Origin of the sequence: Mesorhizobium sp. M0317, assembly GCF_040321555.1 — a bacterium.
GTDB lineage: Bacteria > Pseudomonadota > Alphaproteobacteria > Rhizobiales > Rhizobiaceae > Mesorhizobium.
Genome location: NZ_JAMYRV010000009.1, coordinates 59,506 through 86,463, shown reverse-complemented (window position 1 = coordinate 86,463; position 26,958 = coordinate 59,506). Strand labels below are relative to the sequence as shown.

Sequence of the window (26,958 nt, the reverse complement as noted above, 5' to 3'; positions counted from 1 at the left end):
CGTTTACTGCGGAAGCAACAGTTCCGCCGGCTTCCAGACCTGTTAACCCTTTCAAGCCAATGGTCTTCTCGCCACGAATCGGTGGCAGAATCAGTCGACCGAGGGGTCACCTAGAATATGTCGCAGCAGCCGGCGCAAACCGTCTCGGGCAAACTCATCCTGCTGATCAAGAGCGGCTACTGGCTGGCGCTGCTGATCATCGCCGCCATGGTGATGGCTTCCTTCATCCTGCTGCAGCAGATGATGGCGGCGCAACAGCACAACCATACTCTGCTCGACATCGTCAGCACCCAGAAGGCGCTGTCGCAGCGCATCGTCTTTTTGACAAGCGCAACCGGCTCCGCCGCGCGTGACAAGCAGCCGGCCCTGGTTGCCGCGCTGAAACAGGCGACCGCCGAGTTCGAGGCGAACTACGACCTGCTCCTCAAACAGACGGGAGCCGACCCGCTGTCGCCGGCATTGTCCGACCCAAGGTCGATCGAGAGCGTCCTTTACGGCAAGCCGTTCCACCTCGACTATTTCTCGGTCGGGCTGGTCGCCAATGGCGAAAGGCTGATCTCGTCCTTCGAATCCCAGCTCTCCGGCAATGCCGCCTACAAGGGCGGCGGCGAGCGCGTCAATCTCGATGCTTCCGTCGCCAATGCGACGCTGTCGGGTTATGCCGCGCTCGGCCAACGCATCGCCGCATTCGCAGACGAGCGGTCGGAAAAGCTCCTCGATCTCCATCGCACCTTGTTCTACGCCACCATCGGCGTCATCGTCCTGGTGGCGCTTTTCATCTTCCGGCCGATGTCGAAGGCGATCCTGCGCAAGACGCACGAGCTTGTCGATGCCCGCAACTCGATGGCCTTCATCGCCGTACATGACGGGCTGACCGGCCTCCACAACCGCACCTTCCTGACCGACCACTTCGAAACGCTGATCAAGGGCGCGCATCGCCGGCGCGAGAGGCTGGCGGTCATCCAGCTCGACCTCGACCGGTTCAAGCAGATCAACGACACACTCGGCCACGCCGCCGGCGACTATGTGCTGGTCATCACCGCGCAGCGCATGCGCGATTCCTGCCGTGCGTCGGATCTCTGCGCGCGCCTTGGCGGCGACGAATTCGTGATGATCCTCAATGGCGCCGGCGGCCCCGAGGACATCAACATGCTGGCCCGGCGCATCCTGGAGGAGATCAACGAGCCGATTACCTTCCAGGGCACGACCATCCTTCCGGGGGCCAGCGCCGGCATTGCTGTCTATCCCATCGACGCCGACAATGCCGAGGATCTGCTCGTCCACGCCGACCTCGCGCTCTATTCCGCCAAGAAGCTCGGCGGCGGCAGCTTCTCGTTCTTCTCCGAGGAACTCAGGCGCGAACTCGATTACCGCAAGCAGCTCGAGCACGACATCAAGGTCGCCATTTCGGAGAACGCCTTCGAGGTCTATTTCCAGCCGCAGGTGTCGCTGAGCAACGGCGCCATCAGCGGCATCGAGGCGCTGGTGCGCTGGAAGCATGCCGAGCGCGGCATGATTGCGCCGGGCGAGTTCATTCCGGTCGCCGAAAAATGCGGCTTCATGCCCGAGATCGGCCGCATCGTCTTTACCAAGGCGATCGAGCAAGCAGCCGAATGGGATCGCGCCGGCATTGCCTTCGGCCGGCTTGCCGTCAACGTGTCCGGCACCGAGCTGCGCGAACCCGACTTCAACCGCTTCCTGTTCGCGACGCTGGAAAAGGCGGGCCTGGCGCCGCAGAAACTGTCGCTGGAAATCGTCGAATCCGTCATTCTCGACGACGAGAAGACGGGCATCGCGGCGAAGCTGCGCCACATCCGCGCTGCCGGCGTCCATCTTGAGCTCGACGATTTCGGCACCGGCTATGCCTCGCTCAGCCATGTCAATCCCAACGAGATCGACCGGCTGAAGATCGACCGCCGCTTCGTCCAGAACATCAACGAGAATGGCGACAACACCAAGATCGTGCGCGCCATCACCGAGCTGGCGCGCGGTCTCGGCATTTCGATCGTCGCCGAGGGCGCGGAAACCGAAGCCGAGCTCGATTCGCTGATGGCGATCGGCTGCGACCAGGTGCAGGGCTATTCCATCGCCTTCCCGATGCCGCAGGACAAGGCGCGCGAATGGCTGCTGGCGCGCAGCCCGAAGAAAGCCAAGCTGAAGGTGCTTCAGGGCAATTTAGCCTAGACTATTGCCCACCGGTGCCGGTCATTTGGCCGGCGCGACATTCGCCCGCAATGCCGCCAGCACCTCGGCGAACTCCGCCAGCCTGTCGTCCGGCAATCCCGCGCGCAGCCGCTTGTCGAAGATGAGAGCCGCCGCCCGGAGCTTCAGGAACATCGTTTCGCCCGCCTGCGTCAGCTCGACCAGATGAACCCGGCGGTTGTCCGGATCGCGGCGGCGCGTCAGCAAGCCTTGCGCCTCCATGGCGTTGAGATGGTGGGTGAGCGTGGCGCCCTGGATGCCGATCATGCCGGCAAGTTCGCGCTGGTTGGCAAGCTCGCTCGACTTGACCGAAAGCAAGGTCAGCCACACCGGCAGCGTGCCGCCGGCCTCGACCAAAGCGGCGTCAAAGGCCTGCGCCACCAGCTTGGAGGTGCGCGCGAGATTCATGCCGATTGGCGGACGGTCAAAGGGAGTCATGCGCCGACAGTAGAACAAGGCGCCGAGCGATGGAACGCGGCATTATACATTGACATCGAACCATTTGATACCTAACTATCATGCGTGTCGATCTACCGAGTTCGTATTGTCCCGCATTCGACAGGGATCCGAGGACGGGCGGCGGGCAAGGAGGAAGCGGTCATGCAATATGTCTACATCGTCGTTATCGGCCTTCACGTCATGGCCGGTGTGTTCTGGGCCGGCACCACCATCACGCTTGCCCGCGACCCCGAGATCAGGGCGGAGCGCTTTATTGGACCGCAAATGGGCTCGGCCGGTATGGTGTTCGTGACCGGCGCCCTGCTCTGGTATTTCTTTCACGGCGCCTATTTCGGCTCGATGGAAATGGTGCTGGCGCTGGGCATCCTGGCCGCCTTCGCCGCTGCAGGCGTTCTCAGCGTCGTCGTCCGCAAGACCAGCCGGCAGCTTGCCGGCGCGGACGCCGCAAGGGAAGCGGCGCTGCGCAGCCAAATGGCACGCGGCGAGCGCATCGCCGCCTGGCTGCTGGTACTCACCGTGCTTTGCATGGCGACCGCAAGGATGATTTGAGCCCTGCCGCGCGTTGCCGCCCGGTTTAAGCATTCCGCATCGTGCGTCGCCCGGCTCTCGGCTAGTGGCGTACGCGGCGCGCAGTTCGGACGGATGTGCAAGGTGGCTCTCCGCACAGAGGTTTGGCTGCGCGCCACCCATCACTTTGATCGATCGAGATGCGCCCGCCGGAAGGGTGAGATCGAGCTTTGGAACAAGCCGTAGGCCGGCTTGTAGGCTCAAACCCGCAAGCCGAACCTGATGCCATCATAGATGGCGGCGTGGATGTTGCGCGAGGCGACCGCATCGCCGATGCGCAACAGCACGAAGCCGCCTTCGGGGTTGCGTGAAGGAAAAATATCGCCGCCGCCGACCAGCCGCTCGTAATCGACCGCGCCACCATTCTTCGACAGCGGTTTCAGCTGGAGATAGAGATCGTCGAGCGGCGCCGTGCCGTGCTCGACCACCACCTGGTCGACCCGCCTTTCGCCACGCCAGCCATCGGCAAAGTCGGAGGCGAGTTCGGCGACCAGTTGGTTGCCCTCGCGCCGTACCGAGCGCAGCCTGGTGTTGATGGTGATGGTGACGCCCTTCTCCTGGAAGGCGCGCATATAGGGCACGTGGTTCATGCCGCCCATTTCGGGGGCGAAGAAGCGCTCCGGCGAAACCAGCTCCAGTTTTGACCCTGCATTGGCGATCAGCTCCGCCGCGCCCATGCCCTGGTGGCCACCATTGTCGTCGAAGAGCAGCACGTTCTCCGCCGGCTTGACGCTGCCGGCCATGATGTCCCAACTCGACGTGACGAGATTGTCGCCTGATGTCAGCGGCGGGTTCTGCGGCAGGCCGCCGGTGGCGATCACCACCACGTCGGGCGACAGCGCCAGCACTTCGTCCTGCTCGGCCCAGGTGTCGTAGCGGATCCCGACGCCGAGCCGGTCGAGTTCGGCCAGCCGCCAGTCGATGATGCCGATCAACTCCTTGCGGCGCGGGTTCTGCGTCGCCAGCCGAACCTGGCCGCCGGCCTGACCGGAGGCTTCGAGCACCGTGACATGGTGGCCGCGTTCGGCCATGACGCGAGCTGCCTCCAGCCCGCCGGCGCCGGCGCCAACGACGACGACTTTCCGCCTGGGCCCTTCGGTCATGACGATGATGTGCGGAATCTCGGCCTCGCGGCCGGTCGCGGCATTGTGGACGCACAGCGCCTCGCCGCCTTCATAGATACGATCGAGGCAATAGGTGGCGCCGACGCAAGGCCGGATCTCGTGCTCGCGACCTTCCATGACCTTCTTGATGATGTGCGGGTCGGCGATATGGGCGCGGGTCATGCCGACCATATCGAGCTTACCGGTGGCGATGGCATGGCGCGCAGTGGCGACATCGGAAATCCGCGCCGCATGGAAGGTCGGGAATTTTGTTGCCGCCCTCACCTCGCCGGCGAAATCGAGATGCGGCGAAGAGCGCATGCCGGTCACCGGGATAACCTTGGTGAGCGCCGCGTCGCTTTCGATCGAGCCGCGGATTATGTTCAGGAAATCGACCTTGCCAGAATTGGCGAGCCGTCTCGCGATCTCGACGCCCTCGGCCTTCGACAGGCCTTTGTCAAAGTCCTCATCGGCGACCATGCGGATGCCGACGATGAACTTTTCACCGACGGCAGCCCGCACGGCATCCAGCACCATGTCGGTGAAGCGCATCCGGTTGTCGAGCGAACCGCCGAACTCGTCGTCGCGATGGTTTGTGGCCGGCGACCAGAAGCCGTCCATCAGATGGCCGTAGGATTCGAACTCGATGCCGTCGAGGCCGGCCGCCTGGCAGCGCTGCGCAGCGGACGCATAGTCGGCGACGATGCGCTCGATGTCCCAGTCCTCGATAGTTTTCGGGAACGCGCGGTGCGCCGGCTCACGCACCGGCGAGGCCGACAGCACCGGCAGCCAGTCGGCCTTGTTCCAGCCGGTGCGGCGACCAAGATGGGTGATCTGGATCATCACCTTGCAGTCATACTCGTGGCAGGCGTCCGCCAGTTGGGCCAGCCACGGCACGATGCGGTCGTCATAGACATGCAGATTGCCAAAGGCGGCCGGGCTGTCGCGCGAGACGATCGCCGAGCCCGCCGTCATGGTCAGCGCCATGCCGCCCTTGGCCTTTTCGGCGTGGTAGAGCCGGTAGCGCTGTTTCGGCATGCCGTCCTCGGAATAGGCCGGCTCGTGGCTGGTCGACATCACCCTGTTCTTCAGCGTCAGGTGTTTGAGCTGGTAAGGCTGGAGAAGCGGGTCGTTGCTGGTCATCATCTTCCTGCCATTCCAATTTGTGTCGGAGCAGCGCGTGCTGCTCCAGTTCTTGTCTTAAGCATCGAATTTATTCGAAAATCGCTGCACACTTTTCGGTCCGGTGCTAATGAGCGCGGAAATCCCCAGGAAAACCGCGATGATCGATACCAAAACCCTCACCCAGCTCGGCGCCCACGTCGAGACGCCACAGAGCCCGGAGACTGCGGTCCTGGAGACCGTGCCGTTCCAGCGCGGCGACGGACCGCCGGCGATCGTGCGCTTCACCTGCCCGGAATTCACCTCGCTCTGCCCGGTAACCGGACAGCCGGATTTCGCTCAAATCGTCATCGACTACGCACCCGATACCACGCTCGTGGAATCGAAGTCGCTCAAACTGTTCATGACCTCGTTTCGCAACCATGGCGCTTTCCATGAAGACTGCACGGTGATGATCGGCCGCCGCATTGTGGCGGCAACGAAGCCGCTGTGGTTGCGCATAGGCGGCTATTGGTATCCGCGCGGCGGCATTCCGATCGATGTCTTCTGGCAGACCGGCGCTCCGCCCGAAGGCGCCTGGTTGCCCGACACCGGCGTTGCCCCCTATCGCGGAAGGGGCTGAAGCTATTTTGCGGAACTTTAGCGGGACAGCGCCCCCCTCTGTCCTGCCGGACATCTCCCCCACACGGGGGGAGATTGGCCGCTACGCCGGCTTTAGCTAATCTCAAATGATGCGGAGCGGGCGAGACGTTGGAACTGCTGATCTCCCCACCCGTGGGGGAGATGTCCGGCAGGACAGAGAGGGGGCGCGAAGGATCGCAGGCGCTGATCCTCAATCAACATTATTCGCACTGGTACTGGCTGAGCGCCCATTCACCGGTCACCGAAAGCAGATCGGATATCTTCCAGTCGCCGTCGACCTTCCTGAACTTCCATTCAAGGCGATGTGGATTGCCGGCGACGACGAAGGCGACAATGACCTTGGCCTGGTCGCCATTGATCGCTTCGAGCGTCTTCAGGCTGTTGTCGATCTCGGCCTTGTCATAGTCGGCATTGTCGAGCGCCATGTTGGGGTCGAGGCATTCGCCCTGCCCGGATTTGCGCAACGCGTCGCTCTTGTCGAGTACGGTCTTGGCCGGGTCGACGAAGTTTTTGCGCTGGGTCGGATCGAGCTCCAGTCCCACCTGATCGTAAAATGGTCGCACCACCGCCGTCGGGGATCCCGGCAGAATGGGTGCGGCCGGTGCGGCGTCGGCCGGCGGCCACCCAACCGGCGGTGTCGCCGGTTCCACCGCTGTCCCGGGTGGATTTGCGGGCGGTGCTGCGCCGGCCGGTGCCGCCACGGCCGGCGCATTGGCTGGCGGCGGGCCCAACAGGCCTTGTGCTGCGGCTGCGCTCATACCCACCGCCAGCACGCACATGGGCGACAGCGCCAGGGCAAGACGGCGGAGCACGGGATCACTCCGGCGCTTTGTCGGGCATGCATTCCAGCGCGCTCAGCGTCCAGCTGCTGGTCTTGGAGGTGATGTCGGCGACCTTCCATTTGCCGTCGATCTTCTTCAGCGACCACAGCATTTCGCGTTTGGAATCATCGCCTTCCGCAAAAAGGCTGAAGGTGGCGGTGACTTCGGCCGTATCGCCATTGACGGTTTCGGTCAGCTTCAATGTCTTGGCAATCGACTTCTGGTCGAAATCCTGCGCGTCGAGGCCGGGATCGAAGTCGAGGCATGCGACTTCGTCGGGCTTGTTCTTCGTGGCCTGGTCGTTGAGATCGAACAGCTTGGTCACCGGCTCGGTGAAGCGGTCGCGGTACTTTGCATCTCCCTCGAATTTCACCTCGGGCACATAAAAGAACTTCACGGCGTTGGAAGCCGGCCCGGCCAGCACCGTCGCAGGCAAGACAATCGAAAAGACAGCGGCAAGCACTATCGGTTTCATGCGGGATCTCCGGACGTTTGGCGGCAAGGCGGCAATACCAGACATCCTGCATATCGGCTTTTTTGCGGCTCATGAAGCCCCGGCTTACACCCTCTCAGCCATCCAGCCAGACGTTCTGCAGGTCCATCTCGAAGGTCTGGTGGACGCCGTAGTTTTTCACCTTCTTGTTCATGTGGCTGTAGAGCTTCTGCCAGAAGGGTTGAATGATGACGCCGGAATCCTGCAGGATCTGCTCGACATCCTTCATTACCTCACGCCGTTTCTCCACGTCGATCAGCGCCAGCGCCTGCTTCAGCTTGGCGTCGAAGTCCGGGTTGGAATATGCCGATTCATTCCAGGCTTCGCCGGTGCGATAACCAAGCGCCAGCACCTGGACGCCGAGCGGGCGCATGTACCAGATGGTCATCGAATAGGGATATTTCGTCCAGTCGTTCCAGAAGGTCGAGCCCGGCAGCACCGTGCGCTTGACCTTGATGCCGGCGTCGCGCAGTTGGCCGGCAATCGCGTCGCCGGTGTTCTTCTGCCAATCGTCCTCGACGGTGATCAGCTCGTGCTCGAAATCGGCCTGCCCAGCGTCGGCCATCAGTTTCTTGGCGCCGGCCGCGTCGCGCGTCTTCTTGGGCAGCGCGAAATATTCAGGATGGATAGGGCTGACATGGTGGTTTTCACCGACCGTCCCTCGCCCGGCATAGCCGAGTTCCAGCACCGCATTGTTGTCGACCGCCATCTGCAGCGCGTTGCGCACCCGCTGGTCGTCGTAGGGCTTGTGGGTAACGTTCGTGCGGGCAACCAGCGTGGTTGCCGTCGCAACCTCGGACTTCTCCAGCCCCATCTTATCCAGGATGTCGATGAAGTCGGCCGGCGTCTCGAAATTGAGGTCTATCTCGCCGGATTCGAAGGCGTTGATCGAAGCGTTGAAGTCGGTGCCGTAGTCGATGAACTCGACGCTGTCGAGCGGCGCTTCGCCGCCCCACCACTTGCCGTTTTCACGACGCTTGACCACCGCCTTCTGGCCGACATCGTAGGAGACCAGTTCGAACGGGCCCGTGCCGATCGGCTTCTTGACCGGGTCGGCGCCTTCGGCGTCGAAATTGCGGTGGACGACGAGCGCGGGATAATCGGTGAGGTTCGGAATCAGCGAAATGTCGGGCGCGCTGAGCGTCAGCTTGACCGTATTGTCGTCGACCTTGGCGATCGCGCCTTCCCTGGCCTTGCCCGACTTTTCGTCGATCAGCCCGCCGACGCGAGCGGCCATGGAGTTGCCGGCGACCTTCTTCTCGCACCAGCGGGTAACATTGAAGACCACGTCATCGGCGTTGAAAGCATCGCCATTGTTCCAGGTGATGCCCTTGCGCACATGCAACGTGTATTCAGTGGCGTCGTCATTGATGTCCCAGCTTTCGAGCAGCACTGGCTCGAAGGTGAATTCCCTGGTGTAGCGGACCAGCGGCTCCAGCCAGCAGCGCGAGATGTTGGCGAGTTCCACCCAGTCATAGGTGCGCGGATCTTTTTGGGCCTTGACCGACATCGATATGTGCAGCGTGCCGCCCTTCTTCGGCTCCTCGGCAAAAGCCTGTCCCGGCGCGGCAAGGCCGATCATGCCGTAGGCCAGCGCCGTCGATGCGCCGAACGCACTTGCCAATGCAAGAAACTCGCGCCGGTCCATACGGCCAGCACGCGTCTCTTGCGCCATCGCCTCGATGGCCGTTGGCACGCGATCGCCATTGCTTTTGAAAAGTGTCATGTCTTTCTCCCTTGCGGTTCCCATCGGGTCTTCGCCCGTTATCAACTCATTCGTCGTTCTCTTAGCTAACGCTGTCGGGCAGCCTCTCCTCGCGCTGCGCGATAAAATCCCTGAGGCCCTCGGCAATGCCCTCATCGAGTTTCGGCTCTTCATAGTCGGCCAGCATGTTGCGGGCTTTCTCGCGGCCGCGCGTGTCGTGGTCCTTCGCCCCTCCAGCCTTCCATTGTTCGTAGGAGTTGAAATCCATGATGGTGGGCATGAAGAATGCCGACTCGTAGTGATCGAGCGTGTGCTGGGTGCCGAGGAAATGGCCCTGCGGCCCGACTTCGCGGATCGCCGCCATGGCCTCCTTGAAGTCGTCGAACGACAGGCCGCCGGCATATTTGTACCAGCCGACAAGCTGCTCGCAGTCGGTGGCGAATTTCGAATAGCCGCAGGTGAGCCCGGCCTCGAGCCAGCCGGCGGAGTGCCAGATGTAATTGGCGCCGGCGAGGATGGCGGCATGCATCAGCATGTTGGATTCATAGCCGGCCTGGGCGTCGTTGAGCTTGGAGCCGACATGGAAGCCGGAGGTTCGCCAGGGCAGTTTGTATTTCCGCGCCAACGCGCCCATCAGATACATCATCTGCGCAGCCTCCGGCGTGCCGCCCATCGGCGCGCCGGTCTTCATGTCGACCGTCACCATGAACTGGCCGTAGATCTGGGGCGAACCCGGGCGCAGCAGTTGGGTGAAAGCGACCCCGGCCAATGCTTCGGCATTGACCTGCGCCACCGCGCCGACGGCCGAGGCCGAAGTCGATGCGCCGCACAGCGCAAAGGGCGCCAGGATCAGCGGCTGATTGCTGCGGGCATAGACCTTCATCGCGTCCAGCATGGTGGCGTCCCACACCAGCGGCGAGTTGCAGTTGGTAATCGACACCAGCACCGGATTGTCGCGAACGAAATCTTCGCCAAAGACGATGCCCGCCATCGCCATCGTGTCTTCGGCGCGGTCTTTGGAAGTAACGATGCCCATGAACGGCTTGTCGGAATGCTTCAGCGCCGAATGGATGATGTGGAGATGCCGTTTCGGCACCGCGATCTCCATCGGCTCGCAGATGATCGAACTCGACGAATGCAGCGCCGGGGCCATGTAGGCGAGCTTGTGAAAATTGTTGAGGTCTTCAAGCGTGCCATAACGCCGGTTGTTGTCGAGGTCGCGCACGTAAGGCGCGCCATACATCGGCGCGAAGATGGAGTTCTTGCCGCCGACGCGCACGGTGCGCTCGGGATTACGCGCATTGAGGGTGAATTCGGACGGAACCTTCGCGACCAGTTCCATCAGCAGGCCGCGGTCGATGCGGACGCGTGTCTCGGACACGTCGGCGCCCGCCGCCTTCCACATGGCGATCGCCTCGTCGTCGCGGAACTCGCAACCGACCTCTTCGAGGATGGCGAGTGACTCCTGGTGGATCAGTTCCACCGCCTCGTCCGGGACCATCTGGTAGGTGGGGATCTCGCGGACCAGCGTTGGGAACGAGGTGACGGGGGCGCTCCTCAGCGCCTTGCGTCCGAGGCGACCGCCGCCGCGGCGGTGGGTTTGCTCGGTCAGTTCAGTGGCCGGTGCGTTCATGGAGCCTCCTCATTCCGTCCAACCAAGTTAGCGAGAGGAAATATGGATGTGATGCTGGAAAATCCTGATCTCTTGTATAAGCTCAGCTTATGCGAAGCCTGCGCCACCTCTTGCCCTCGGCCGGCAGCCTGATCGTCTTCGAGGCGGCGGGCCGGCTGTCGAGCTTCACCGCTGCCGGGCGCGAGCTTGGCATGACGCAGGCCGCCGTCTCCTATGCGGTGCGCGGGTTGGAGGAACAGCTTGGCGCCCAGCTGTTCCAGCGCCGCCACCGCCAGGTCGTCCTGACAGAAGCGGGCGAACGCTTCCATGCCGACGTCTCACTCGGCCTGTCGCATATCCGCAAATCGGCGGAGGATCTGCGCCTGCAGGCGACCGGCGGTCATGTCACGCTGGCGGCGTCGACCGCCTTCGGCTCGTTCTGGATGATGCCGCGGCTGCAGCAGTTCCGCGACGAACTGCCGGGCATCGACTTGCGCATCCAGACCGCCGACCGCGATCTCGACATCATCGCCGAGGGCATCCCGCTCGCCGTGCGCGGCGGCGAGCCGCGCGACTGGGCCGACTATCATTCGCTGCCGCTGGCCGACGAGGAGATTTTTCCAGTCGTAGGCGCCAGCTATCTCGCGAAATTCGGCATGCCAAGGAGCGTCGCGGAGCTGGCGACGCATCGCCTGATCCACCTTGAGGAGCCCTACCGCGAGGCGGCTAGCTGGGACGAATGGTTCCAGTCGGCGGGCGGCAGCCTCGACAACAGCGCGCGCGGCCTGCGCATCAACGATTACGGCCTCGTGATCCAGGGCGTCATGGAGGGCCAGGGCATCGCGCTCGGCTGGCGGCATCTGGCCGAACGGCTCCTGGCTTCGGGGCTGCTGGTGCCGGTGACCGACCATGTGCTGAGAACCGGCAAGGCGTTCTACGTGGTTTGGCCTAAGAACCGTGAGCTGAGCGAGAATGCGCGGAAAGTCAGGGACTGGCTGGCGGCGCAGGCTTGAAATCGGTTGCAGCGTAGTCACTATCGCGGAGTTCCTTCACACCCCCCTCTGTCCTGCCGGACATCTCCCCCGCAAGGGGGGAGATTGGCAGTTCATATGTCGCGTCACCCTTCAGGCATTGAAGATTGGCGAAAGCCGTCGTGACATCTGATCTCCCTCCTTGCGGGGGAGATGGCCGGCAGGCCAGAGGGGGGTGCTGTCCCGCTGGCGTCTCCAATGTCCGGCATTCATTGAAGCCTTCCGCACACCCTTCGAATCCGCCTATAATACCCCCATGCCCATTCGCCAGCTTTCCGAAACGATGATCAACCAGATCGCCGCCGGCGAAGTCATCGAGCGTCCGGCGAGCGTGGTGAAGGAACTGGTCGAAAACGCGCTCGACGCCGGCGCCTCCCGCGTCGAGGTCGTCACTGCCGGCGGCGGGCTGAACCTGATCCGCGTCACCGATGACGGCTCCGGTATCCCCGAACAGGAACTGGCGCTGGCCATTGCGCGCCACTGCACCTCGAAACTTGCCGACAACATTCGCGATATCCGCTCGCTCGGGTTCCGTGGCGAGGCATTGCCGTCGATTGGTTCGGTGTCGCGACTGTCGGTTCGCTCGCGCACGGCCGCAGGCGACGCTGCAGCCGAGATCGCCATCGAAGGCGGCCGCGTTTCGGCGGTCAAACCGGCGGCGGCCAACCGCGGCACCACGGTCGAGGTGCGCGACCTGTTCTTCGCCACGCCGGCCCGGCTCAAATTCATGAAGGGCGAGCGCGCAGAAAGCTCCGCCACCAGCGACGTGCTCAAGCGCATCGCTATCGCCTTCCCCGCCGTGCGCTTTACGCTCGCCGGCTCGGACCGCTCGACGCTGGAATTGCCGGCGACCGACGACACGGCGGAAGGCAGCCTGCGCCGCGTCGCGCAAGTCATGGGCGCCGAGTTTCCCGACAATTCCATCGCTATCGACGCCAGCCGGGACGGCGTGCACTTGACCGGCCACGTCTCGATCCCGTCCTTCACCCGCGCCAACGCGCTGCAGCAATATGCCTATGTCAACGGCCGTCCGGTGCGCGACAAGCTGATCGCCGGCGCCATTCGCGGCGCCTTCGCCGACGTGCTGCCGCGCGACCGGCATGCTGTCACGGTGCTGTTCCTGACGCTTGATCCGGCGACCGTCGACGTCAATGTCCACCCAGCCAAGGCCGATGTTCGCTTCCGCGATCCCGGCCTGGTGCGCGGGCTGATCGTTGGCGCCATCCGCGAGGTGCTGGCCAATGCCGGCATCCGCGCCGCCACCAGCGGGGCCGCCGGGATGGTGGCGGCGTTCCGGCCGGGAGCCGCCTCCTACGCCCATGCGGGTCCTGCCAACGGTCATCGCAGTTATGACGCGGCCTACCGGGCCTCGGGCTTTTCGGGCTTTGACCGCTCGCCACAGCGGCCGCTGGATATGGGATTTGACGGCGCCGGCTTCCGCGAAAACGACCAGGCTGCATTCGACGCCGGTCCGCTCGCCAGCGCCGATGCGCGTGCCGGCTTAGCCGAGCCGGCCGAGACGCTGCTCGGCACCGCGCTGGGCGCCGCCCGCGCGCAGGTCCACGAGAACTACATCGTCGCCCAGACCAGGGATTCGCTTGTCATCGTCGACCAGCACGCGGCGCATGAGCGGCTGGTCTACGAGGCGCTGAAGAATGCCCTGCACTCGCGCGCGGTGCCCTCGCAGATGCTGCTCTTGCCGGAGATCGTCGACCTGCCGGAAGAGGATGCCGAGCGGCTGGCCATGCATTCCGAAACGCTGGCCCGGTTCGGCCTTGGCATTGAGCGTTTCGGTCCCGGCGCGGTGGCGGTGCGCGAGACGCCGTCGATGCTCGGCGAAACCAATGTCCAGCAATTGGTGCGTGATCTTGCCGACGAGATCGCCGACAACGATACCGTCGAGACGCTGAAAGAGCGGCTGGACAAGATCGCCGCCACCATGGCCTGCCATGGCTCGGTGCGCTCCGGCCGGCTGCTCAAGGCCGAGGAGATGAACGCACTGCTGCGACAGATGGAGGCGACTCCCGGCTCCGGCACCTGCAACCACGGCCGCCCGACCTATATCGAACTCAAGCTCGCCGACATAGAGCGGCTGTTTGGGCGGCGGTGAGCACAAGCCAGGTCAGGCCACACGCTCAATTCACCAACAGGCGATAATCCTTGAACCTATGAGAGAAAACGTAATCCCTTGAGTAACCGGCGCTACCGCCGCGAAAATTCACGGAGATTATCTCGAAGCTTCTCCCAACCTGTTTTTGAACATTCATGTAGATGGGAGTCATCAGCATGCCGGCATCGCAATCGTCGTCATCGAAAGCGATTGCCTGAACGACCTTCTTTTTCTTCTTATCGATGACCCGCAGCTTATTCATGCAGACGAGAAAGCCCGCTTTCTCGTAGACCCCGGCAAATCTGTGGGTTGCTGTCTGCGCCCAGAAGGGAATCTCGACGGTGCCGTCAACCTTCGCCTCACCGGTATCGTCGAGGTTTGCGACCTTCTTCAGCGTGATCGGGAACTTGTCCGAGCCCTTGCTCCAAGTCCCTGTTGCGCCGCTTTCGCCAAGGTCGAGAGAAAACGGACATCCGGTGGTGCCAACGGGCGTTTTCGATCCCATGACCAGCACCCGGTCGAACTCCCTGTCGTCCGCAATCTCGCAAAGGAAGACGCTGGTGCCACTGATCTTGCCGTACACCGCTATCGGGCTTTGCTTCGCGTCGTGGAAATAGCTCCCCTCGACCGTAATCCCGCTGCCGAAACTGTCATATCTCTGCAGCGATAGGTGGACGGGGTTAGGTCCGATGGAGCCTTCGTAGTTTTCGACCTGATACCAGCCCGCGGCGGCTTTCCCGGTCAGCAGCAAAACGCAAAAAAATTGCCGATATGAACAGTCTTCCCATTCCGTCCCCCAGTGAAGGCAGCGTACCATAGCTGTCCTTCCTCTGGGTGTCTGCATTCTGATGGAAGCGGTTCTCGGTTTGAGTCCGAAAACAGCTCAAATAATTTGTTTTAAAGCTTTAAATTCACCACGATCACGCCGCCCAGCGCCAGGGCGCCGCCGAGGATACCAAGTAGCGTCGGCACTTCGCCCAGCCAGAAGAAGCCGATCAGGGCCGACATGGGCGAGACCAGATAGAGGAAGTTCGAGGCGCGCGCTGCCGGAAGACGCGACAGAGCGGTTGCCCATGCGGCATAGGCGATCAGGCTGGGCACGATGCCAAGAAAGATCACGGCGCCGATCCCGGCTGTGTTGGCGACCGCGGCCTGCGCAAAGCCGCTTGGCAGAAAGGGTGCCAGGCAAAGCGCGCCAAGGATCATGTTGGAGGCCGAAATGGTCAGCGGGTGATGGCGGGCAAAGAGCGGCTTCTGGACGATCGTGTTGACGGCCGAGCACAGCGCGGAGCCAAGAACCAGCAGCGTGCCGGTGTCGAAACTCAAGCCATTACCGTCAGCCACGGCGATGATGCCGATGCCGGCGAAAGAAATCGCCGTGCCGAACCAGGCCCAGCTTGAGAAGCGCTCGCCGAGCAATGCCATTGCCATGATGGCGGTGAAGATCGGGCTGACATTGATGATGAAACCGGCGGCACCCGCCGACACGGTCAGTTCGCCGAAATTGAGCATGACAGTGTAGAGCGCGACGAAGATGGCGCCGCCAAAGACCAGGCGCCACACTTCGTCGAGCCTCGGCAGCGCCGGGCGCTTGACGGCAAGAAAGATCGCCGCCGGCACCGCGGCAATGGCAAAGCGCAGCGCACCGAGTTCCAGCGGCCCGAAAGCGGCGAGGCCGGCACGGATCGCCGGAAAGGCCGAGGCCCAGCCGACCACCGTCAACGCCACGGCGATGGCCGCCGTGGTGTCCATCCGCTGTGTCGGATTCGACGTGCTGGTCGTTGCGCTCATCTGCCTGTCCTCGGGTTCCCAGAGTGTTGAAAGGCAGAAAGCGCCTTTTCGGCGCCGTTGACAAACGATCAAATCGAGGATCACCTGTGACTATGGATCACAGCTCAGACACAATGGTGCCGCTCGAGACCCTGCGCGCCTTCGATGCGGCGGCGCGAACGGGGAGCTTTTCGGCCGCGGCCGAGAAGCTCAACATCACCCACGGCGCCGTCAGCCGGCAGATCGCCAAGCTGGAGGACTGGCTGGGCTTGAAAGTGTTCGACCGCGGCGCGCGCGGCGTCTCGCTGACCATCGAGGGCAACCGCCTGCATCTGCGCACGGCGGAAGCCTTTGCGCTGATCTCCAGCCATTCCGACCGCTGGGTCGAGCCGCGCGGCACCGCCGTGGTGCGGCTGACCTCGATACCCTCCGTCAGCGGGCTGTGGCTGATGCCACGCATGGCGGCGCTGGAGAACAATCCCACCAAGCTGCGCATCGTCCTCGACGTCGACATCCGCCAGGCCGACCTTGCCGATGAAGGCATCGACCTGTCGGTCCGCTGCGGCCGCGGCGGCATTCCGGGCCGCATCTCGGTGAAGCTGTTCGAGGAACATGTCTTTCCCGTCGCCGCGCCCGGCCTTGCCCGCGAGATCGGCCGCGGCGACCCGGCCCGGCTGCTGAGGTTTCCACTGATCAACGATTCCGACGCCTCCGGCTGGCGTGCCTGGTTTGCCGCGCAAGGGATGGACTACCGCCCGCGCCCGCAGGATCGCCGCTTCGAGGACTACAATCTGGTGCTCGACGCCGCAGCTTACGGGCTCGGCATCGCGCTGGCGCGGCCACCGCTGACCGGACACCAGTTGGAGGCAGGCCGCATCGTCGCCGTTGACGAGCGCACGGCGCTGAACCCGGTGTCGTACTGGCTCGACCGACCGCTGGGGCGGCCACGCACGGCTGCCGCCGAACTTTCACGCCGTATCGCTGTCGAGGCGGGGCTGGCGATGGACAAGATGGAAGCATTCCTCGAAGCCGAGCGATAGCGGCGATCGTTCGGTGCTCAGCGAAGCACCAGCAGGGCTAGCCCGACAATGGCGACGGCCAGAAACCCGGTTGCCAGCGCCATCAGACCGACACGCGTCTGCTTTCGGCCTTGCGGCTGGGCCGCGTCATTCGGCCCAGACGTCGCCTGCTCCCGCTTCATTGGCATATCGGTGGTGGCAGCGCGGCGCTGCGGCGAAACCACGGGTGCGAGAAGCGCAAACCAGGGCAGTCCTGCGGGCTTTGCGGCAGCGCCATCTTCGGCCCTTGCCGGCGGCAGCGGCAGACCGCGCTGTGCATCGTCGTTGGCTGGCGTCGCCTTGCCTATCGCAGCGGTTGTCGGCCCGGTATCGTCGGGCGTGGCGTCACCAGGTTCGGCAAGGGCCAGATAGGCTTGCAGGACCTCGGCAGAACCCGTCTGCTGCCCCTTTGCGGTGGCTGCGGACAACAGCGCCTGCAGCGCCGGCGCCGCTGCCTGCTGCAAAGGCGCGCCGGACGGCGTCGGCGGCTGCACCAGCGCCTTTATAAGTGCTGCTTTCGCCGGATCGGCCTTCGCCGACGGCAACGCTGCCAACATCATGGCCTCACGCAGCAGCGCGGTCAGGCGGGCGGATGAAATGTCCATACCGGTCCCATAAGAATGGTTTGGAGCGACAATAGCGCCTCAGCATTGCGTCAAGCTTGACCTTGCCGGCAATTTATGGCGATGAAATCAGCATGAACCTTGGCACCACTCCATGATGAACCGCTTCGAAGGCCCCGGCGGCAAGGAAGCCCGTATCCGCTATCTCGACGGCGACTTCCAGGTCACCAGCCCCGGCGCCTTCGTGCGCTGCGCGGTGACCGGCGAGAGCATTCCGCTGGACGAGCTCAAATATTGGAGCGTCGCCAGGCAGGAGCCCTATGTCAGCGCCGCCGCCTCGCTGCGCCGCGAGATCGAGATGCATCCGGACCTGCGCAGCCGGGGTTAAAGGCGCGCACAGAGCCGTTGGTCGCGTTCCTTCACACCCCCCTCTGTCCTGCCGGACATCTCCCCCGCAACGGGGGAGATTGGATGATCATCTTTGCTTTCGCCAAATCAACAGCGTTGCAGAATGAGCGCCATTGGCAAAGCTGCTGATCTCCCTCCTTGCGGGGGAGATGGCCGGCAGGCCAGAGGGGGGTGCTGTCCCGCCAGCATCTCCGCGTGACGCTGCACGCCCTACCCTCGCAGCTTCCGCTGTCTCCAGGCATCCAGCGTCTCGTCGATGATGCGCTCCGGCACAGTGTCGAGTTCGAACGTGGCGTCGATCTCCAGCACGGCGAGTTCAGCGAGGAAATCGGCCGGGGCAGCGCCGTGGCGCAGCCGGGCTGCGTCCTTGGCGGTGGTCACGAGGCCCAGTCCCTCACGGCGCGCGGTTGCCGCCAGTTCGGCGAGTTCGTCGGGGGCATAAAAATGATGGTCCGGAAACGACCGGCTCAGCGCCACTTCCGCGCCCGTGCCGCGCAGCGTCTCGAAGAATTTTTCGGGGTGACCGATGCCGGCAAAGGCGAGGAACCGCCGGCCGGCGAACCGCTCCTTGGCGGCGGGCTCGGCATGCGCCTCGAAGATCGGCCGGCCGGCGCGCGCCGCCTGGCGCACGACCTTGTCGGCGGCAGCGCCCTCGCCCATCTTCAACAGCCCATCGGTGAACACCAGTTGGTCGACGATGTTGGCTCTCAGCGGTCCACCCGGAATGACGCGGCCGTTGCCGATGCCGTAGCGGGCGTCGACGACGACCAGCGCATAGTCAATATGGATGCGCGCGCTCTGAAAACCGTCATCCATGATCAGGAAATCGCAACCATGGGCTTCCAGGAGCAGCTTGGCGCCGGCAGCGCGGTTGGGGCTCACCGCAACCGGCGCGTGCTCGGCCAAAAGCAGCGGCTCGTCGCCGACATGCTTTGCAGCGTCGTGACTGGCATCGACGACATGCGGCTGCGCGAACGAGCCGCCATGGCCGCGCGACAGGAATCCGGGATTGAGCTGCATGCGCCGGGCCTGCTTGGCCAGCGCGATGGCGACCGGCGTCTTGCCGCTGCCGCCGACGGTGAAGTTGCCGACGCAAAGCACTGGCGCGTCGATCTTTTCACGTATCGCCCGATGCATATGGCGGCCGGCGACCATGCCATAGACCGCTGATAGCGGCGACAGCGCAAAGACCCGCCAGTCCGGCGCTTCCCACCAGAAAGGTGGTGCTTCCGACGCCACCTATCGCCCGTCGGCGCCCTTCAGGCGCGACTTGACGATCAATGGCTGGATATAAGGCTCGAGCGACTTCAGCGTGTGCGCCAGCGCACCGCGCATCTGGTCGACTGTGGCGGCACCGGCCGCCATCATCTCATGGCGCGCAACTTCATTGCTCAGCAGGAAATTGACGGCGCCGGCCAGCATGTCGCGGTCGCGCACCAGCTTGGCGCCGCCACTGTCGAGCAGGCGCTGATAGGCCTCGCGAAAATTCTGGACGTTGCGGCCGGCCAGCACAGCGGTGTCGAGCATGGCCGGCTCCAGCGGATTCTGGCCGCCTTCCGAGGTCAGCGAGCGGCCGACAAAGGCGATTTCCGTCAGCCGGAGATAAAGCCCCATCTCGCCGATCGTATCGCCAAGGAGGATATCGGTGTCGGCGGTGATCCGGTCCCCCTTGCTGCGCCGCGCCAGCTTCAGGCCCATGCCGGAAATCTGTGCTGCCAGCGCTTCGGCGCGGTCGGGATGGCGCGGGACGATGATTGTCAGCAGGCCATGGTGGCGCTTGTAGAGCGTGGCGTGGACTTCCGCCGCGACCACCTCCTCGCCGTCATGGGTCGAAATTGCCGCCCAGGTCGGGCGGCCGGCGATCTGGCGCTTCAGCGTCGCCAGCGCCCGTTCGTCGACGGGCGGCGGCAAGGTGTCGACCTTGAGGTTGCCGGACACGGTGACCGGCCGGGCGCCAAGCGCGCGAAACCGTTCGCCGTCGACATCCGACTGGGCAACGACATGTGCGAGGTTCTCGAACAGCGCCTCGGCGATGTTGGCGCGCTTCTTCCAGGATTTGAACGAACGGTCGGACAGCCGGCCGTTGACCAGCACCTGCGGCACGTGTCGGGCGCCGAGCTCGAGGATGGTCATCGGCCATATCTCGGATTCGGCGATGATCGCCAGGTCCGGCCGCCAGTGATCGAGAAAGCGGCTGACGGCCGGCTTCAGGTCGAGCGGAACATATTGGTGGATGATGCGGTCGCCCAGCCGTTCGTCGGCAACCTGCGCCGAAGTGACGGTGCCCGTCGTCAGCACGATGTTGACACCGTAGTCGAGGATGCTTTGCACCAGCGGCACGACCGCAAGGGTCTCGCCGACGCTTGCCGCATGGATCCAGATCACCGGCCCTTCAGGGCGCGGCCGCCCGGCAACGCCGTAGCGCTCACGGCTGCGGCTGCGGTCTTCCTTGCCCTGCGATGTGCGCCAGGCGACATAGGGACCCATCAGCGGATAGGCGGCGGCACCGGCAAGGCGGTACGCCGCCAGGAAGGCGCGCGCCCAGCCGACGCTCATGGCCTGCCGTCCACGAGCCGATAGGCCTCGGCGGTCGCGGCATTGAGCGCGGCCGTGACTTCCTGGCGCTTGCGCTCCATTTCGGCCTCGTCGGCATTGGCCGGCACGAAAACCGGCGTTCCGATGACGATCGAGGAGCGGCCGAACGGCAGGTTGATGGTGGTCTTGTCCCAGCTTCTTTCCAGCACCTTGCGGCGGCTGGTGGCGATGGCGGCAGGCATGATCGGCCGGCCGGAAAGGCGTGCCAGCAGAACGATACCAAGCCCCGCGTCGCGCGGCGTGCCGTGGGGAATGTCGGCGATCATGGCGACGTTCTTGCCGGCGACGAGTGACTTTTTCAGGGCGATGAGCGCCTTGGCGCCGCCCTTGTCGAGATGCTTCGTGCTTTCACGCCCGCCGGAGCCGCGCACCGCCTCGATGCCGAATTTTTCGATCATCAGCGCGTTGAGTTCGGCGTCGGCGCTGCGCGAGACCATGGCGACCAGCGGCCGTCCCTTGGGATAATAGGCTGGGGTCAGCAGATGCTGGCCATGCCAGAGCGCGATGATGCCGGGTTCGAATTCGGCGTAGTCGCCGCCTGAAAATTTAGCCGAGCCTTCGACCACGCGGTTGGTCAGGCGCACCAGGCGGACGAACTGGGCGAGCAGGCTGACGATGATGCTCTTGACGATTCGCGACTGCGCCAACGGCTCGCGGATCTTGCGCCAGAACGTCTTCGAACTGCCGCCGCGTCTTCTTCGGACCGCGGCGCCGGTGGGCTGCCCTTTCACCGCTTCATGCTCCATCACTGTCAACCGGCGGCCTTGCTTTCAGGGTCGAGCAGCCGGTGCAGATGGACGACGAAATAGCGCATATGGGCATTGTCCACGCTGGCTTGCGCCTTGGCCTTCCACGCGGTGTGCGCGGTTTGATAGTCCGGATAGACGCCAACGATGTCGAGCGCGTCGAGATCGCGGAACTCGGTGCCTCCCAGTTGCTTCAGCTCGCCGCCGAACACCAGGTGCAAAAGCTGTTTCTTTCCGTCTTCCGCGGCCATTTCGGTCCTTCACATATTGTGAGTTTGCGACAGGTCTAGCCCAAAGCTGCCGACTTTGGAACCTTCGATCACGCTTCCGTATCGGCAATGACGCCGGCAAGCACGGTCAGCAGCTGCCCGCTGCCGGCGACCAGCGCGCCGTGACGGATGATCTCCCCGGCATAAAGCGGCGCGCGGCCATGGCCGTCGAGCACGGCGCCGCCAGCCTCGCGCAAGATGAGATCGGCGGCGGCGATATCCCAGTCATGCGCGTTGGGCTTGACGAAGGTTGCGTCGAGCGTGCCGTTGGCGACCATCGCCAGCCGGTAGGCGAGAGAGGGAATGTGCGCCGCGCGCCGCACCCGGCTTTGCCATTGCGCCGGCATCAGGTCGATCAACTGCTTCAGCCCGCCGATCTCGACCGTCTTACCCAGGCCGCGCACGGCAATCGGCTTGCCGTTGCGGAAAGCTCCATGGCCAGGCAACGCCCAATAGGTTTCGCCCTTGGCCGGACATTCGAGCACACCGGTGAGCGTGCGGCCGTTCTCGACCACGGCGACGCTGACGCACCAGGAGCGCAGACCTTCGAGGAAGCCGCGGGTGCCGTCTATGGGGTCGACGACAAAGGTGCGCCGCGCCAGAAGCCGCGCCGGATCGTCAGTCGTTTCCTCTGATAGCCAGCCATAGTCCGGCCGCGCCGCAAGCAGGGTCTCGCGCAGATAGGCGTCCGCCGCGTGGTCGGCTTCGCTGACCGGCGAGGTGCCGCCCTTCATCCACACTTGCGGGTTCTTGCCGAAATAGCGCATGGCGATCGCGCCCGCCTCGCGGGCGGCGTCGCGCAGCAGATCGAGGTCTTCCGAGGCCCCGGCCGATATGACCGGGTCACGCTCCGGCAAGGGTCATTCCTTCGATCAGCAGCGTCGGTGCGGCAGTGCCGAAATCGCGGTCAAGATCGCTCGCCGGAACCATATTGAGGAACATCGTCTTCAAATTCGAGGCGATGGTCACCTCGGCCACCGGATAGGCAAGCTCACCATTGTCGATCCAGAAGCCGGATGCGCCACGGCTGTATTCGCCGGTCACCATGTCGACGCCCTGGCCGAACACTTCAGTGACATAAAAGCCGGATTTTAGCGACCTGATCAGGTCTTCCGGCGTCCTGTCGCCCGGCTCGATGGCGAGATTGGTCGAAGACGGCGATACCGACGAGCCGCTGCGCGCGCCGCGTCCGTTGGTGGTCAGCCCCAATTCCCGCGCGGCGGACGTCGACAGGAACCAGTGCTTCAGCACGCCGTTCTCGACCATCAACAGCTTTTCGCCCTCGACGCCTTCGCCGTCGAACGGGCGCGAGGCCTGGCCGCGACGCCGTAGCGGCTCGTCGGTGACGGTGATGGCAGCCGACGCAACCTGCTTGCCCATCATCTCGCGCAAAAAACTGGTCTTGCGCGCCACCGAAGCGCCGTTGATGGCGCCGGCGAGATGACCGGCAATGCCGCGCGCGACGCGCGGATCGAACACCACGTTGACCGGACCGGTCGCCGCCTTGCGGGCGCCGAGGCGGCGCACGGCGCGCTCGCCGGCCTTGCGGCCGATCAATTCCGGTGCGTCCAGATCGGAAAAATGCTGGTTCGAAGAGTATTCGTAGTCGCGCTCCATGCCGGTGCCTTCACCCGCAATCACGCTGGCCGAACGCGAAAAGCGCGACGCGACATAGTGGCCGACGAAGCCGTTCGACGTGGCAAGCACCAGCCCGCCGAGGCCTGCGCTGGCGCCGCTGCCGGCCGAATTGGTGACACCCTTGACTGCAAGGGCCGCTTCCTCGGCGGCAAGGGCCGCTTCCTTCAACTGATCGGCCGAAACCTCGGTGGCGTCGAACAGATCGAGGTCGCGCACCTTGCCAACCAGCAAAGCCGGATCGGCGAGACCCTGATAGGGGTCCTCGGGCGAGACTTTGGCCATGGCCACGGCGCGCTCAGCCAGCGCCTTGGGGTCCGATGCCGCCGTCGCCGAGACGCTCGCCACCCGGTTGCCGACGAAGACGCGCAGCGAGACATCGTCGCCCTCGGACGCTTCGGTGTGCTCGACCTTTCCCAGCCGCACCGACACGCCGATCGAACGGCCGCGCACGGCAACCGCGTCGGCGGCGTCGGCGCCGGCCCGCTTGGCAGCCTCGACCAGTGCCGCGACGCGGTCGGTCAATTTCGCTGCCTCTGATGTATCGGTCATGCGCGTGGTCCTGGCTGAAGCCGCGCCGGGCGGTAGCGGCTGCTGCACCATCTATTGTCCCAATGCGGCTTGTGCAATGGCGCACGGGCAATTGTCCCGCTGCGGCATAGCGCCCAAGCGGCCCGCAAAGCCATCCGCGGCGGCGCCACAGACGCGCGGCTTGACCGGTTTGTGAGTTTAACCGAGGCCGATTCCGTCAAGGAGTGGCGACCGGCGTCCAGATCACGTCATCGATCCTCGTCGCGCCCGTTGCCAGCATCACCAGCCGGTCGAAGCCAAGCGCCGAGCCGCTGGCTTGCGGCATGATGGCGAGGGCGGCGAGAAAATCCTCATCCAGCGGATAGCGCTCGCCATAGACGCGCTCCTTCTCGTCCATCTCGGCGGCAAAGCGCCGGCGCTGCTCGGCCGGATCGGTCAGTTCGCCAAAAGCATTGGCGAGCTCGACGCCGCAGCAATAGAGCTCGAAGCGCTCGGCCACGCGCTGGTCCTCCGCGCTCGGCCGGGCCAAGGCGGCCTCGGAGATCGGATAGCCATAGAGGATTGTGGCCCGCCCCTGCCCCAGCATCGGTTCGACCTTTTCCACCATCACGCGGCTGAACAAATCGGCCCAGTTGTCATCGTCGGCCGTGCGCAGGCCGGCCTTGACCAGAGCATCATGAAGTGCGGCGCGGTCTGTGCCGCCATCGGCAGAAACGGTGGCAAGAAGATCGATGCCGGCGTAACGCGCAAAAGCTTCCGCCACGCTCACGCGTTCCGGCTCGGCAAACGGATCGGCCTCGCGGCCGCGAAAGCGGAAGGTTTTGGCGCCGGCCCGCTCAGCCGCGAGCTTCAGCAGTTCGGCGCAATCAGCCATCAGGCTCTCATAGGTTTCGCCGACTCGGTACCATTCGAGCATGGTGAACTCCGGGTGATGCAAAGGACCGCGCTCGCGGTTGCGCCAGACGGCGCCCAGGCTGAAGATGCGCCGTTCGCCGGCGGCAAGCAGCTTCTTGCAGGCGAATTCCGGTGAGGTGTGGAGGTAAAGCGGCCGGCGCGCACCGTCGGCGCCGATAGCCTCGGTGGCAAAGGCGGAGAGATGCGCCTCATTGCCCGGTGATATCTGCAGCGCCGCCGTCTCGACCTCGATGAAGTCGCGCTCGCCAAACCAGCTGCGCATTGCGGCAGCTATGGCGTTACGCGCCATCAGCCGCGGCCGGCGGTCGGCGTGAACATCCGGCGTCCACCAGGGCGAAGCGCCAGTCATGGGTTTGCCGGGCAACGGAATTGCTGACAGGGCTGGCGGTTCGGGCCAAGATGCGCTACGGCGACGGCTCTCGCAGCCGATTTGCGCCGAACGATCGTTTCAGGCCAACGAAGTCTAGGATTGAAAACCGTGGTGAAGGTCATCGCCAGTTCGCTCCGTAAAGGCAATGTCGTCGACAAGGACGGCAAGCTTTACGTGATCCTCTTTGCCGAAAACATCCACCCTGGCAAGGGTACGCCGGTCACCCAGCTCGACATGCGCCGCATCTCCGACGGGGTGAAGGTTTCGGAGCGCTACCGCACCACCGAGCAGGTCGAGCGCGCCTATGTCGAGGAGCGCGAGCACACCTTCCTCTACGCCGACGCCGAGGGGTATCACTTCATGAACCCGGAAAGCTACGACCAGGTCGCGGTGCCGGAAAGCGTGGTCGGCGACATGGCGCCCTACCTGCTCGAAGGCATGGCGGTGCAGATTTCGCAGTTCAACGGCATCGCCATAGCCCTGGTGCTGCCGCAGCGCGCTACTTTCGAAGTGGTCGAGACGGAGCCGACGACCAAAGGCCAGACGGCGTCCTCGTCATACAAGCCGGCCGTGCTTTCCAACGGCGTGCGCACGCTGGTGCCGCCGCACATCGCGCCGGGTACCCGCGTGGTGGTGATGACGGCCGATGGCGCTTATGTGGAGCGGGCGAAGGACTGAGGCGCGAGCGCCTCCGTCCTGGTTGATCCGTTGCATTGCCTTCTGCGGCCGCTGGCTCGATAGTCCTGCCGATGTGGCAGACCTTTGTGACCTACTGGCCTCTGATCCTTGTGATCATTCCGATGCTGATGGCCGCCATCGGCATCGTCCACGCAATCATGACCAAGGAAGACGTGCGCGCCGCCACCGGCTGGGTCGGCGTGATGATCTTGTCGCCGTTCCTTGGCGCGATCATCTATGCCATTGCCGGCATCAACCGCATCCGCCGCGCCACGATCAGCGCCATGCGGCCCGTCGCCGGTGAAGCCGAGACAGCCAAACACGACCACGACATTGCGCTCGAAACACTCATCTCAGCCGAATTCGGCCAGCGCTTTGCCGGCCTGAAGACGCTAGGCGACAGGGTGGCGCGGCGCGGCCTGCTTTCGGGAAATGCAATCACCATCCTGAGGACCGGCGACGAAGCCTACGCGGCAATGTGCGGGGCGATCGACGGCGCACGGCGCAGCATTCTGCTCGAGACCTACATCTTCGACAATGACGAGATCGGACGACGTTTTGTCGGATCGCTGGCCGGAGCGGTCCGGCGCGGCGTGACGGTTCGCGTGCTGATCGATGCGGTGGGCGTGCGCTATTCCGTGCCCAGCATTCTTGGGACACTCCGGGAAGCCGGCGTCACCGTCGATCTGTTCAACGGCAACATCGTCATGGGCCTGAGACTTCCCTATGCGAATTTGAGGACGCACAGGAAAATCCTGATCGTCGACGGCGCGGTGGCATTCACCGGAGGCATGAACATCCGCAAGGGGTTCTCGGCTGAATTCGCTGGCACTGCCAGCTCGGCGGATACGCATTTCCAGGTCACGGGGCCGGTCGTGGCCGACCTGTTCGCGGTTGCCGCCGAGGACTGGCGTTTTGCCGGCAACGAGGCCCTCAAGGACGAGGTCTGGCACGTGGCAAAGCCCTCGCCGCCTCCCGGTCAGCCGATCCTGGTGCGGGCGGTGGCGTCGGGGCCGGACGCCAGCATCGAAACCAACCACAAATTGCTGACGGGGGCATTTTCCGTCGCCCGCAAATCGATCCGCATCATGTCGCCCTATTTCCTGCCGGACCGGGAATTTGTCAGCGCGCTGGTCACGGCTGCCCGGCGCGGCGTCGAGATCGACATCGTCGTGCCCGCGGTCAACAATCTCTTCCTGGTCGGCCGCGCCATGACGGCGCAGTACGACCAGGTGCTGAAGCACTATTGCCGCGTCTGGCGCCATGAAGGGTCGTTCGACCATTCGAAGCTGTTGTCGGTCGATGGCGTGTGGGCCTATGTCGGCTCCTCCAACCTCGACGCCCGGTCGCTGCGGCTGAATTTCGAAATCGACCTGGAGGTGCTGGATACCGGCTTTGCCGCCGAGATCGAGGGGCGCATCGGAGCGGCAATCGCTTCCGCCAAACCCGTCACACTCGCAACCCTAAGAGCGCGGCCATTTGTCATCCGGGTTTTTGACCGGTTGTTATGGCTGGGATCGCCCTATCTTTAGAATCAGGACAGATTGAACGCA

25 protein-coding genes are annotated in these 26,958 nt (G+C 64.1%); 9 read left to right on the top strand and 16 right to left on the bottom strand.

What is annotated here, in order from left to right; translation table 11 throughout:
- Nucleotides 1–117 precede the first annotated feature (117 nt).
- On the top strand, nt 118–2,184 hold the full coding sequence (locus NKI88_RS09885; protein WP_352654887.1) for a putative bifunctional diguanylate cyclase/phosphodiesterase: 2,067 nt from the start codon (nt 118–120) through the stop codon (nt 2,182–2,184).
- Between the two features lie 21 nt (nt 2,185–2,205).
- Here NKI88_RS09885 and NKI88_RS09880 read toward each other — a convergent pair whose 3' ends face one another.
- Nucleotides 2,206–2,610: a MarR family winged helix-turn-helix transcriptional regulator gene (locus tag NKI88_RS09880; protein ID WP_023672921.1), complete on the bottom strand. Its 405-nt coding sequence runs from the start codon at nt 2,608–2,610 to the stop codon at nt 2,206–2,208.
- 192 nt (nt 2,611–2,802) lie between these two features.
- On the opposite strand from NKI88_RS09880, the gene NKI88_RS09875 reads away from it, so the two are divergent.
- Nucleotides 2,803–3,210, top strand: a complete 408-nt coding sequence (locus tag NKI88_RS09875) for a hypothetical protein (RefSeq protein WP_352460542.1) — start codon at nt 2,803–2,805, stop codon at nt 3,208–3,210.
- Between the two features lie 218 nt (nt 3,211–3,428).
- On the opposite strand, the gene NKI88_RS09870 is transcribed toward NKI88_RS09875, so the two are convergent.
- On the bottom strand, nt 3,429–5,474 hold the full coding sequence (locus NKI88_RS09870; protein ID WP_352654923.1) for an oxidoreductase: 2,046 nt from the start codon (nt 5,472–5,474) through the stop codon (nt 3,429–3,431).
- Between the two features lie 139 nt (nt 5,475–5,613).
- Between NKI88_RS09870 and queF the strand changes: the two genes are divergently transcribed.
- Nucleotides 5,614–6,075 (top strand): preQ(1) synthase, encoded by a 462-nt coding sequence (gene queF / locus NKI88_RS09865; protein WP_352654885.1) that lies wholly within the window; start codon nt 5,614–5,616, stop codon nt 6,073–6,075.
- Between the two features lie 220 nt (nt 6,076–6,295).
- Here the strand turns inward: queF and NKI88_RS09860 are convergent, their stop codons facing one another.
- From NKI88_RS09860 to NKI88_RS09845, 4 genes are all read right to left on the bottom strand, one after another.
- On the bottom strand, nt 6,296–6,907 hold the full coding sequence (locus NKI88_RS09860) for a hypothetical protein (RefSeq protein ID WP_352654883.1): 612 nt from the start codon (nt 6,905–6,907) through the stop codon (nt 6,296–6,298).
- A gap of 4 nt (nt 6,908–6,911) precedes the next feature.
- Entirely contained in the window at nt 6,912–7,391 is a 480-nt protein-coding gene (locus NKI88_RS09855; RefSeq protein WP_352654881.1) for a DUF3828 domain-containing protein, read from the bottom strand.
- Between the two features lie 94 nt (nt 7,392–7,485).
- The gene (locus tag NKI88_RS09850) at nt 7,486–9,135 is read right to left on the bottom strand and encodes an ABC transporter substrate-binding protein (protein ID WP_352654879.1); all 1,650 of its coding nucleotides are present in this window, start codon (nt 9,133–9,135) and stop codon (nt 7,486–7,488) included.
- Between the two features lie 61 nt (nt 9,136–9,196).
- On the bottom strand, nt 9,197–10,747 hold the full coding sequence (locus NKI88_RS09845; protein ID WP_023753734.1) for a trimethylamine methyltransferase family protein: 1,551 nt from the start codon (nt 10,745–10,747) through the stop codon (nt 9,197–9,199).
- Between the two features lie 89 nt (nt 10,748–10,836).
- Here NKI88_RS09845 and NKI88_RS09840 point away from each other — a divergent pair, with 89 nt between their 5' ends.
- The gene (locus NKI88_RS09840; protein WP_352654878.1) at nt 10,837–11,739 is read left to right on the top strand and encodes a LysR substrate-binding domain-containing protein; all 903 of its coding nucleotides are present in this window, start codon (nt 10,837–10,839) and stop codon (nt 11,737–11,739) included.
- A 274-nt stretch (nt 11,740–12,013) separates the two neighbouring features.
- Nucleotides 12,014–13,867, top strand: a complete 1,854-nt coding sequence (gene mutL, locus NKI88_RS09835; RefSeq protein ID WP_352654876.1) for a DNA mismatch repair endonuclease MutL — start codon at nt 12,014–12,016, stop codon at nt 13,865–13,867.
- 25 nt (nt 13,868–13,892) lie between these two features.
- Here mutL and NKI88_RS09830 read toward each other — a convergent pair whose 3' ends face one another.
- Nucleotides 13,893–14,684, bottom strand: coding sequence for a hypothetical protein (locus tag NKI88_RS09830; protein WP_156933766.1), 792 nt, complete (start codon nt 14,682–14,684; stop codon nt 13,893–13,895).
- Nucleotides 14,685–14,764: 80 nt separating this feature from the next.
- A complete protein-coding gene (locus tag NKI88_RS09825) occupies nt 14,765–15,658 on the bottom strand; it encodes a DMT family transporter (RefSeq protein ID WP_023753737.1) in 894 nt (297 codons plus the stop codon).
- Nucleotides 15,659–15,750: 92 nt separating this feature from the next.
- Between NKI88_RS09825 and NKI88_RS09820 the strand changes: the two genes are divergently transcribed.
- A complete protein-coding gene (locus NKI88_RS09820; RefSeq protein WP_023734233.1) occupies nt 15,751–16,677 on the top strand; it encodes a LysR substrate-binding domain-containing protein in 927 nt (308 codons plus the stop codon).
- Nucleotides 16,678–16,694: 17 nt separating this feature from the next.
- Here the strand turns inward: NKI88_RS09820 and NKI88_RS09815 are convergent, their stop codons facing one another.
- Entirely contained in the window at nt 16,695–17,300 is a 606-nt protein-coding gene (locus NKI88_RS09815; RefSeq protein WP_352654873.1) for a hypothetical protein, read from the bottom strand.
- Between the two features lie 112 nt (nt 17,301–17,412).
- Here NKI88_RS09815 and NKI88_RS09810 point away from each other — a divergent pair, with 112 nt between their 5' ends.
- Nucleotides 17,413–17,646 carry a DUF2093 domain-containing protein gene (locus NKI88_RS09810; protein ID WP_023694434.1) on the top strand — a complete coding sequence of 78 codons (234 nt, stop codon included), beginning with the start codon at nt 17,413–17,415 and terminating at the stop codon, nt 17,644–17,646.
- A 230-nt stretch (nt 17,647–17,876) separates the two neighbouring features.
- Here NKI88_RS09810 and lpxK read toward each other — a convergent pair whose 3' ends face one another.
- From lpxK to epmA, 7 genes are all read right to left on the bottom strand, one after another.
- Nucleotides 17,877–18,905, bottom strand: a complete 1,029-nt coding sequence (gene lpxK, locus NKI88_RS09805) for a tetraacyldisaccharide 4'-kinase (RefSeq protein ID WP_023753739.1) — start codon at nt 18,903–18,905, stop codon at nt 17,877–17,879.
- Nucleotides 18,906–20,222, bottom strand: coding sequence for a lipid IV(A) 3-deoxy-D-manno-octulosonic acid transferase (gene waaA / locus NKI88_RS09800; protein ID WP_023671577.1), 1,317 nt, complete (start codon nt 20,220–20,222; stop codon nt 18,906–18,908). It abuts the gene before it with no gap.
- Nucleotides 20,219–21,007 (bottom strand): lysophospholipid acyltransferase family protein, encoded by a 789-nt coding sequence (locus NKI88_RS09795; protein WP_023671576.1) that lies wholly within the window; start codon nt 21,005–21,007, stop codon nt 20,219–20,221. Before NKI88_RS09795 ends, waaA begins: the two co-directional genes overlap by 4 nt.
- Nucleotides 21,008–21,012: 5 nt before the next feature.
- Nucleotides 21,013–21,258 carry a DUF4170 domain-containing protein gene (locus NKI88_RS09790; protein ID WP_023671575.1) on the bottom strand — a complete coding sequence of 82 codons (246 nt, stop codon included), beginning with the start codon at nt 21,256–21,258 and terminating at the stop codon, nt 21,013–21,015.
- Nucleotides 21,259–21,326: 68 nt separating this feature from the next.
- Nucleotides 21,327–22,133 carry a 3'(2'),5'-bisphosphate nucleotidase CysQ gene (locus tag NKI88_RS09785; protein ID WP_023671574.1) on the bottom strand — a complete coding sequence of 269 codons (807 nt, stop codon included), beginning with the start codon at nt 22,131–22,133 and terminating at the stop codon, nt 21,327–21,329.
- Nucleotides 22,120–23,463 (bottom strand): TldD/PmbA family protein, encoded by a 1,344-nt coding sequence (locus NKI88_RS09780; protein ID WP_031194038.1) that lies wholly within the window; start codon nt 23,461–23,463, stop codon nt 22,120–22,122. The genes NKI88_RS09785 and NKI88_RS09780 overlap by 14 nt, the downstream gene beginning before the upstream one ends.
- Before the next feature lie 196 nt (nt 23,464–23,659).
- Nucleotides 23,660–24,706, bottom strand: a complete 1,047-nt coding sequence (gene epmA, locus NKI88_RS09775; protein WP_023745485.1) for an EF-P lysine aminoacylase EpmA — start codon at nt 24,704–24,706, stop codon at nt 23,660–23,662.
- Between the two features lie 129 nt (nt 24,707–24,835).
- Here epmA and efp point away from each other — a divergent pair, with 129 nt between their 5' ends.
- Nucleotides 24,836–25,405, top strand: coding sequence for an elongation factor P (gene efp, locus NKI88_RS09770; RefSeq protein WP_023682947.1), 570 nt, complete (start codon nt 24,836–24,838; stop codon nt 25,403–25,405).
- Between the two features lie 71 nt (nt 25,406–25,476).
- Nucleotides 25,477–26,937, top strand: a complete 1,461-nt coding sequence (locus NKI88_RS09765) for a phospholipase D-like domain-containing protein (RefSeq protein WP_352654870.1) — start codon at nt 25,477–25,479, stop codon at nt 26,935–26,937.
- Nucleotides 26,938–26,958 lie beyond the last annotated feature (21 nt).

Bases quoted from the DNA above. Each gene is read 5' to 3' on its own strand.
- queF (WP_352654885.1), top strand. From the start codon at position 5,614: ATGATCGATACCAAAACCCTCACCCAGCTCGGCGCCCACGTCGAGACG.
- NKI88_RS09840 (WP_352654878.1), top strand. From the start codon at position 10,837: ATGCGAAGCCTGCGCCACCTCTTGCCCTCGGCCGGCAGCCTGATCGTC.
- NKI88_RS09810 (WP_023694434.1), top strand. From the start codon at position 17,413: ATGATGAACCGCTTCGAAGGCCCCGGCGGCAAGGAAGCCCGTATCCGC.
- NKI88_RS09765 (WP_352654870.1), top strand. From the start codon at position 25,477: ATGTGGCAGACCTTTGTGACCTACTGGCCTCTGATCCTTGTGATCATT.
- NKI88_RS09850 (WP_352654879.1), bottom strand. From the start codon at position 9,135: ATGACACTTTTCAAAAGCAATGGCGATCGCGTGCCAACGGCCATCGAG.
- NKI88_RS09820 (WP_023734233.1), top strand. From the start codon at position 15,751: ATGGATCACAGCTCAGACACAATGGTGCCGCTCGAGACCCTGCGCGCC.
- NKI88_RS09855 (WP_352654881.1), bottom strand. From the start codon at position 7,391: ATGAAACCGATAGTGCTTGCCGCTGTCTTTTCGATTGTCTTGCCTGCG.
- NKI88_RS09880 (WP_023672921.1), bottom strand. From the start codon at position 2,610: ATGAATCTCGCGCGCACCTCCAAGCTGGTGGCGCAGGCCTTTGACGCC.
- NKI88_RS09845 (WP_023753734.1), bottom strand. From the start codon at position 10,747: ATGAACGCACCGGCCACTGAACTGACCGAGCAAACCCACCGCCGCGGC.
- NKI88_RS09825 (WP_023753737.1), bottom strand. From the start codon at position 15,658: ATGAGCGCAACGACCAGCACGTCGAATCCGACACAGCGGATGGACACC.
- NKI88_RS09870 (WP_352654923.1), bottom strand. From the start codon at position 5,474: ATGACCAGCAACGACCCGCTTCTCCAGCCTTACCAGCTCAAACACCTG.
- NKI88_RS09780 (WP_031194038.1), bottom strand. From the start codon at position 23,463: ATGACCGATACATCAGAGGCAGCGAAATTGACCGACCGCGTCGCGGCA.
- NKI88_RS09795 (WP_023671576.1), bottom strand. From the start codon at position 21,007: ATGGAGCATGAAGCGGTGAAAGGGCAGCCCACCGGCGCCGCGGTCCGA.
- waaA (WP_023671577.1), bottom strand. From the start codon at position 20,222: ATGAGCGTCGGCTGGGCGCGCGCCTTCCTGGCGGCGTACCGCCTTGCC.
- NKI88_RS09790 (WP_023671575.1), bottom strand. From the start codon at position 21,258: ATGGCCGCGGAAGACGGAAAGAAACAGCTTTTGCACCTGGTGTTCGGC.
- NKI88_RS09885 (WP_352654887.1), top strand. From the start codon at position 118: ATGTCGCAGCAGCCGGCGCAAACCGTCTCGGGCAAACTCATCCTGCTG.
- NKI88_RS09875 (WP_352460542.1), top strand. From the start codon at position 2,803: ATGCAATATGTCTACATCGTCGTTATCGGCCTTCACGTCATGGCCGGT.
- NKI88_RS09830 (WP_156933766.1), bottom strand. From the start codon at position 14,684: ATGGTACGCTGCCTTCACTGGGGGACGGAATGGGAAGACTGTTCATAT.
- mutL (WP_352654876.1), top strand. From the start codon at position 12,014: ATGCCCATTCGCCAGCTTTCCGAAACGATGATCAACCAGATCGCCGCC.
- epmA (WP_023745485.1), bottom strand. From the start codon at position 24,706: ATGACTGGCGCTTCGCCCTGGTGGACGCCGGATGTTCACGCCGACCGC.
- NKI88_RS09815 (WP_352654873.1), bottom strand. From the start codon at position 17,300: ATGGACATTTCATCCGCCCGCCTGACCGCGCTGCTGCGTGAGGCCATG.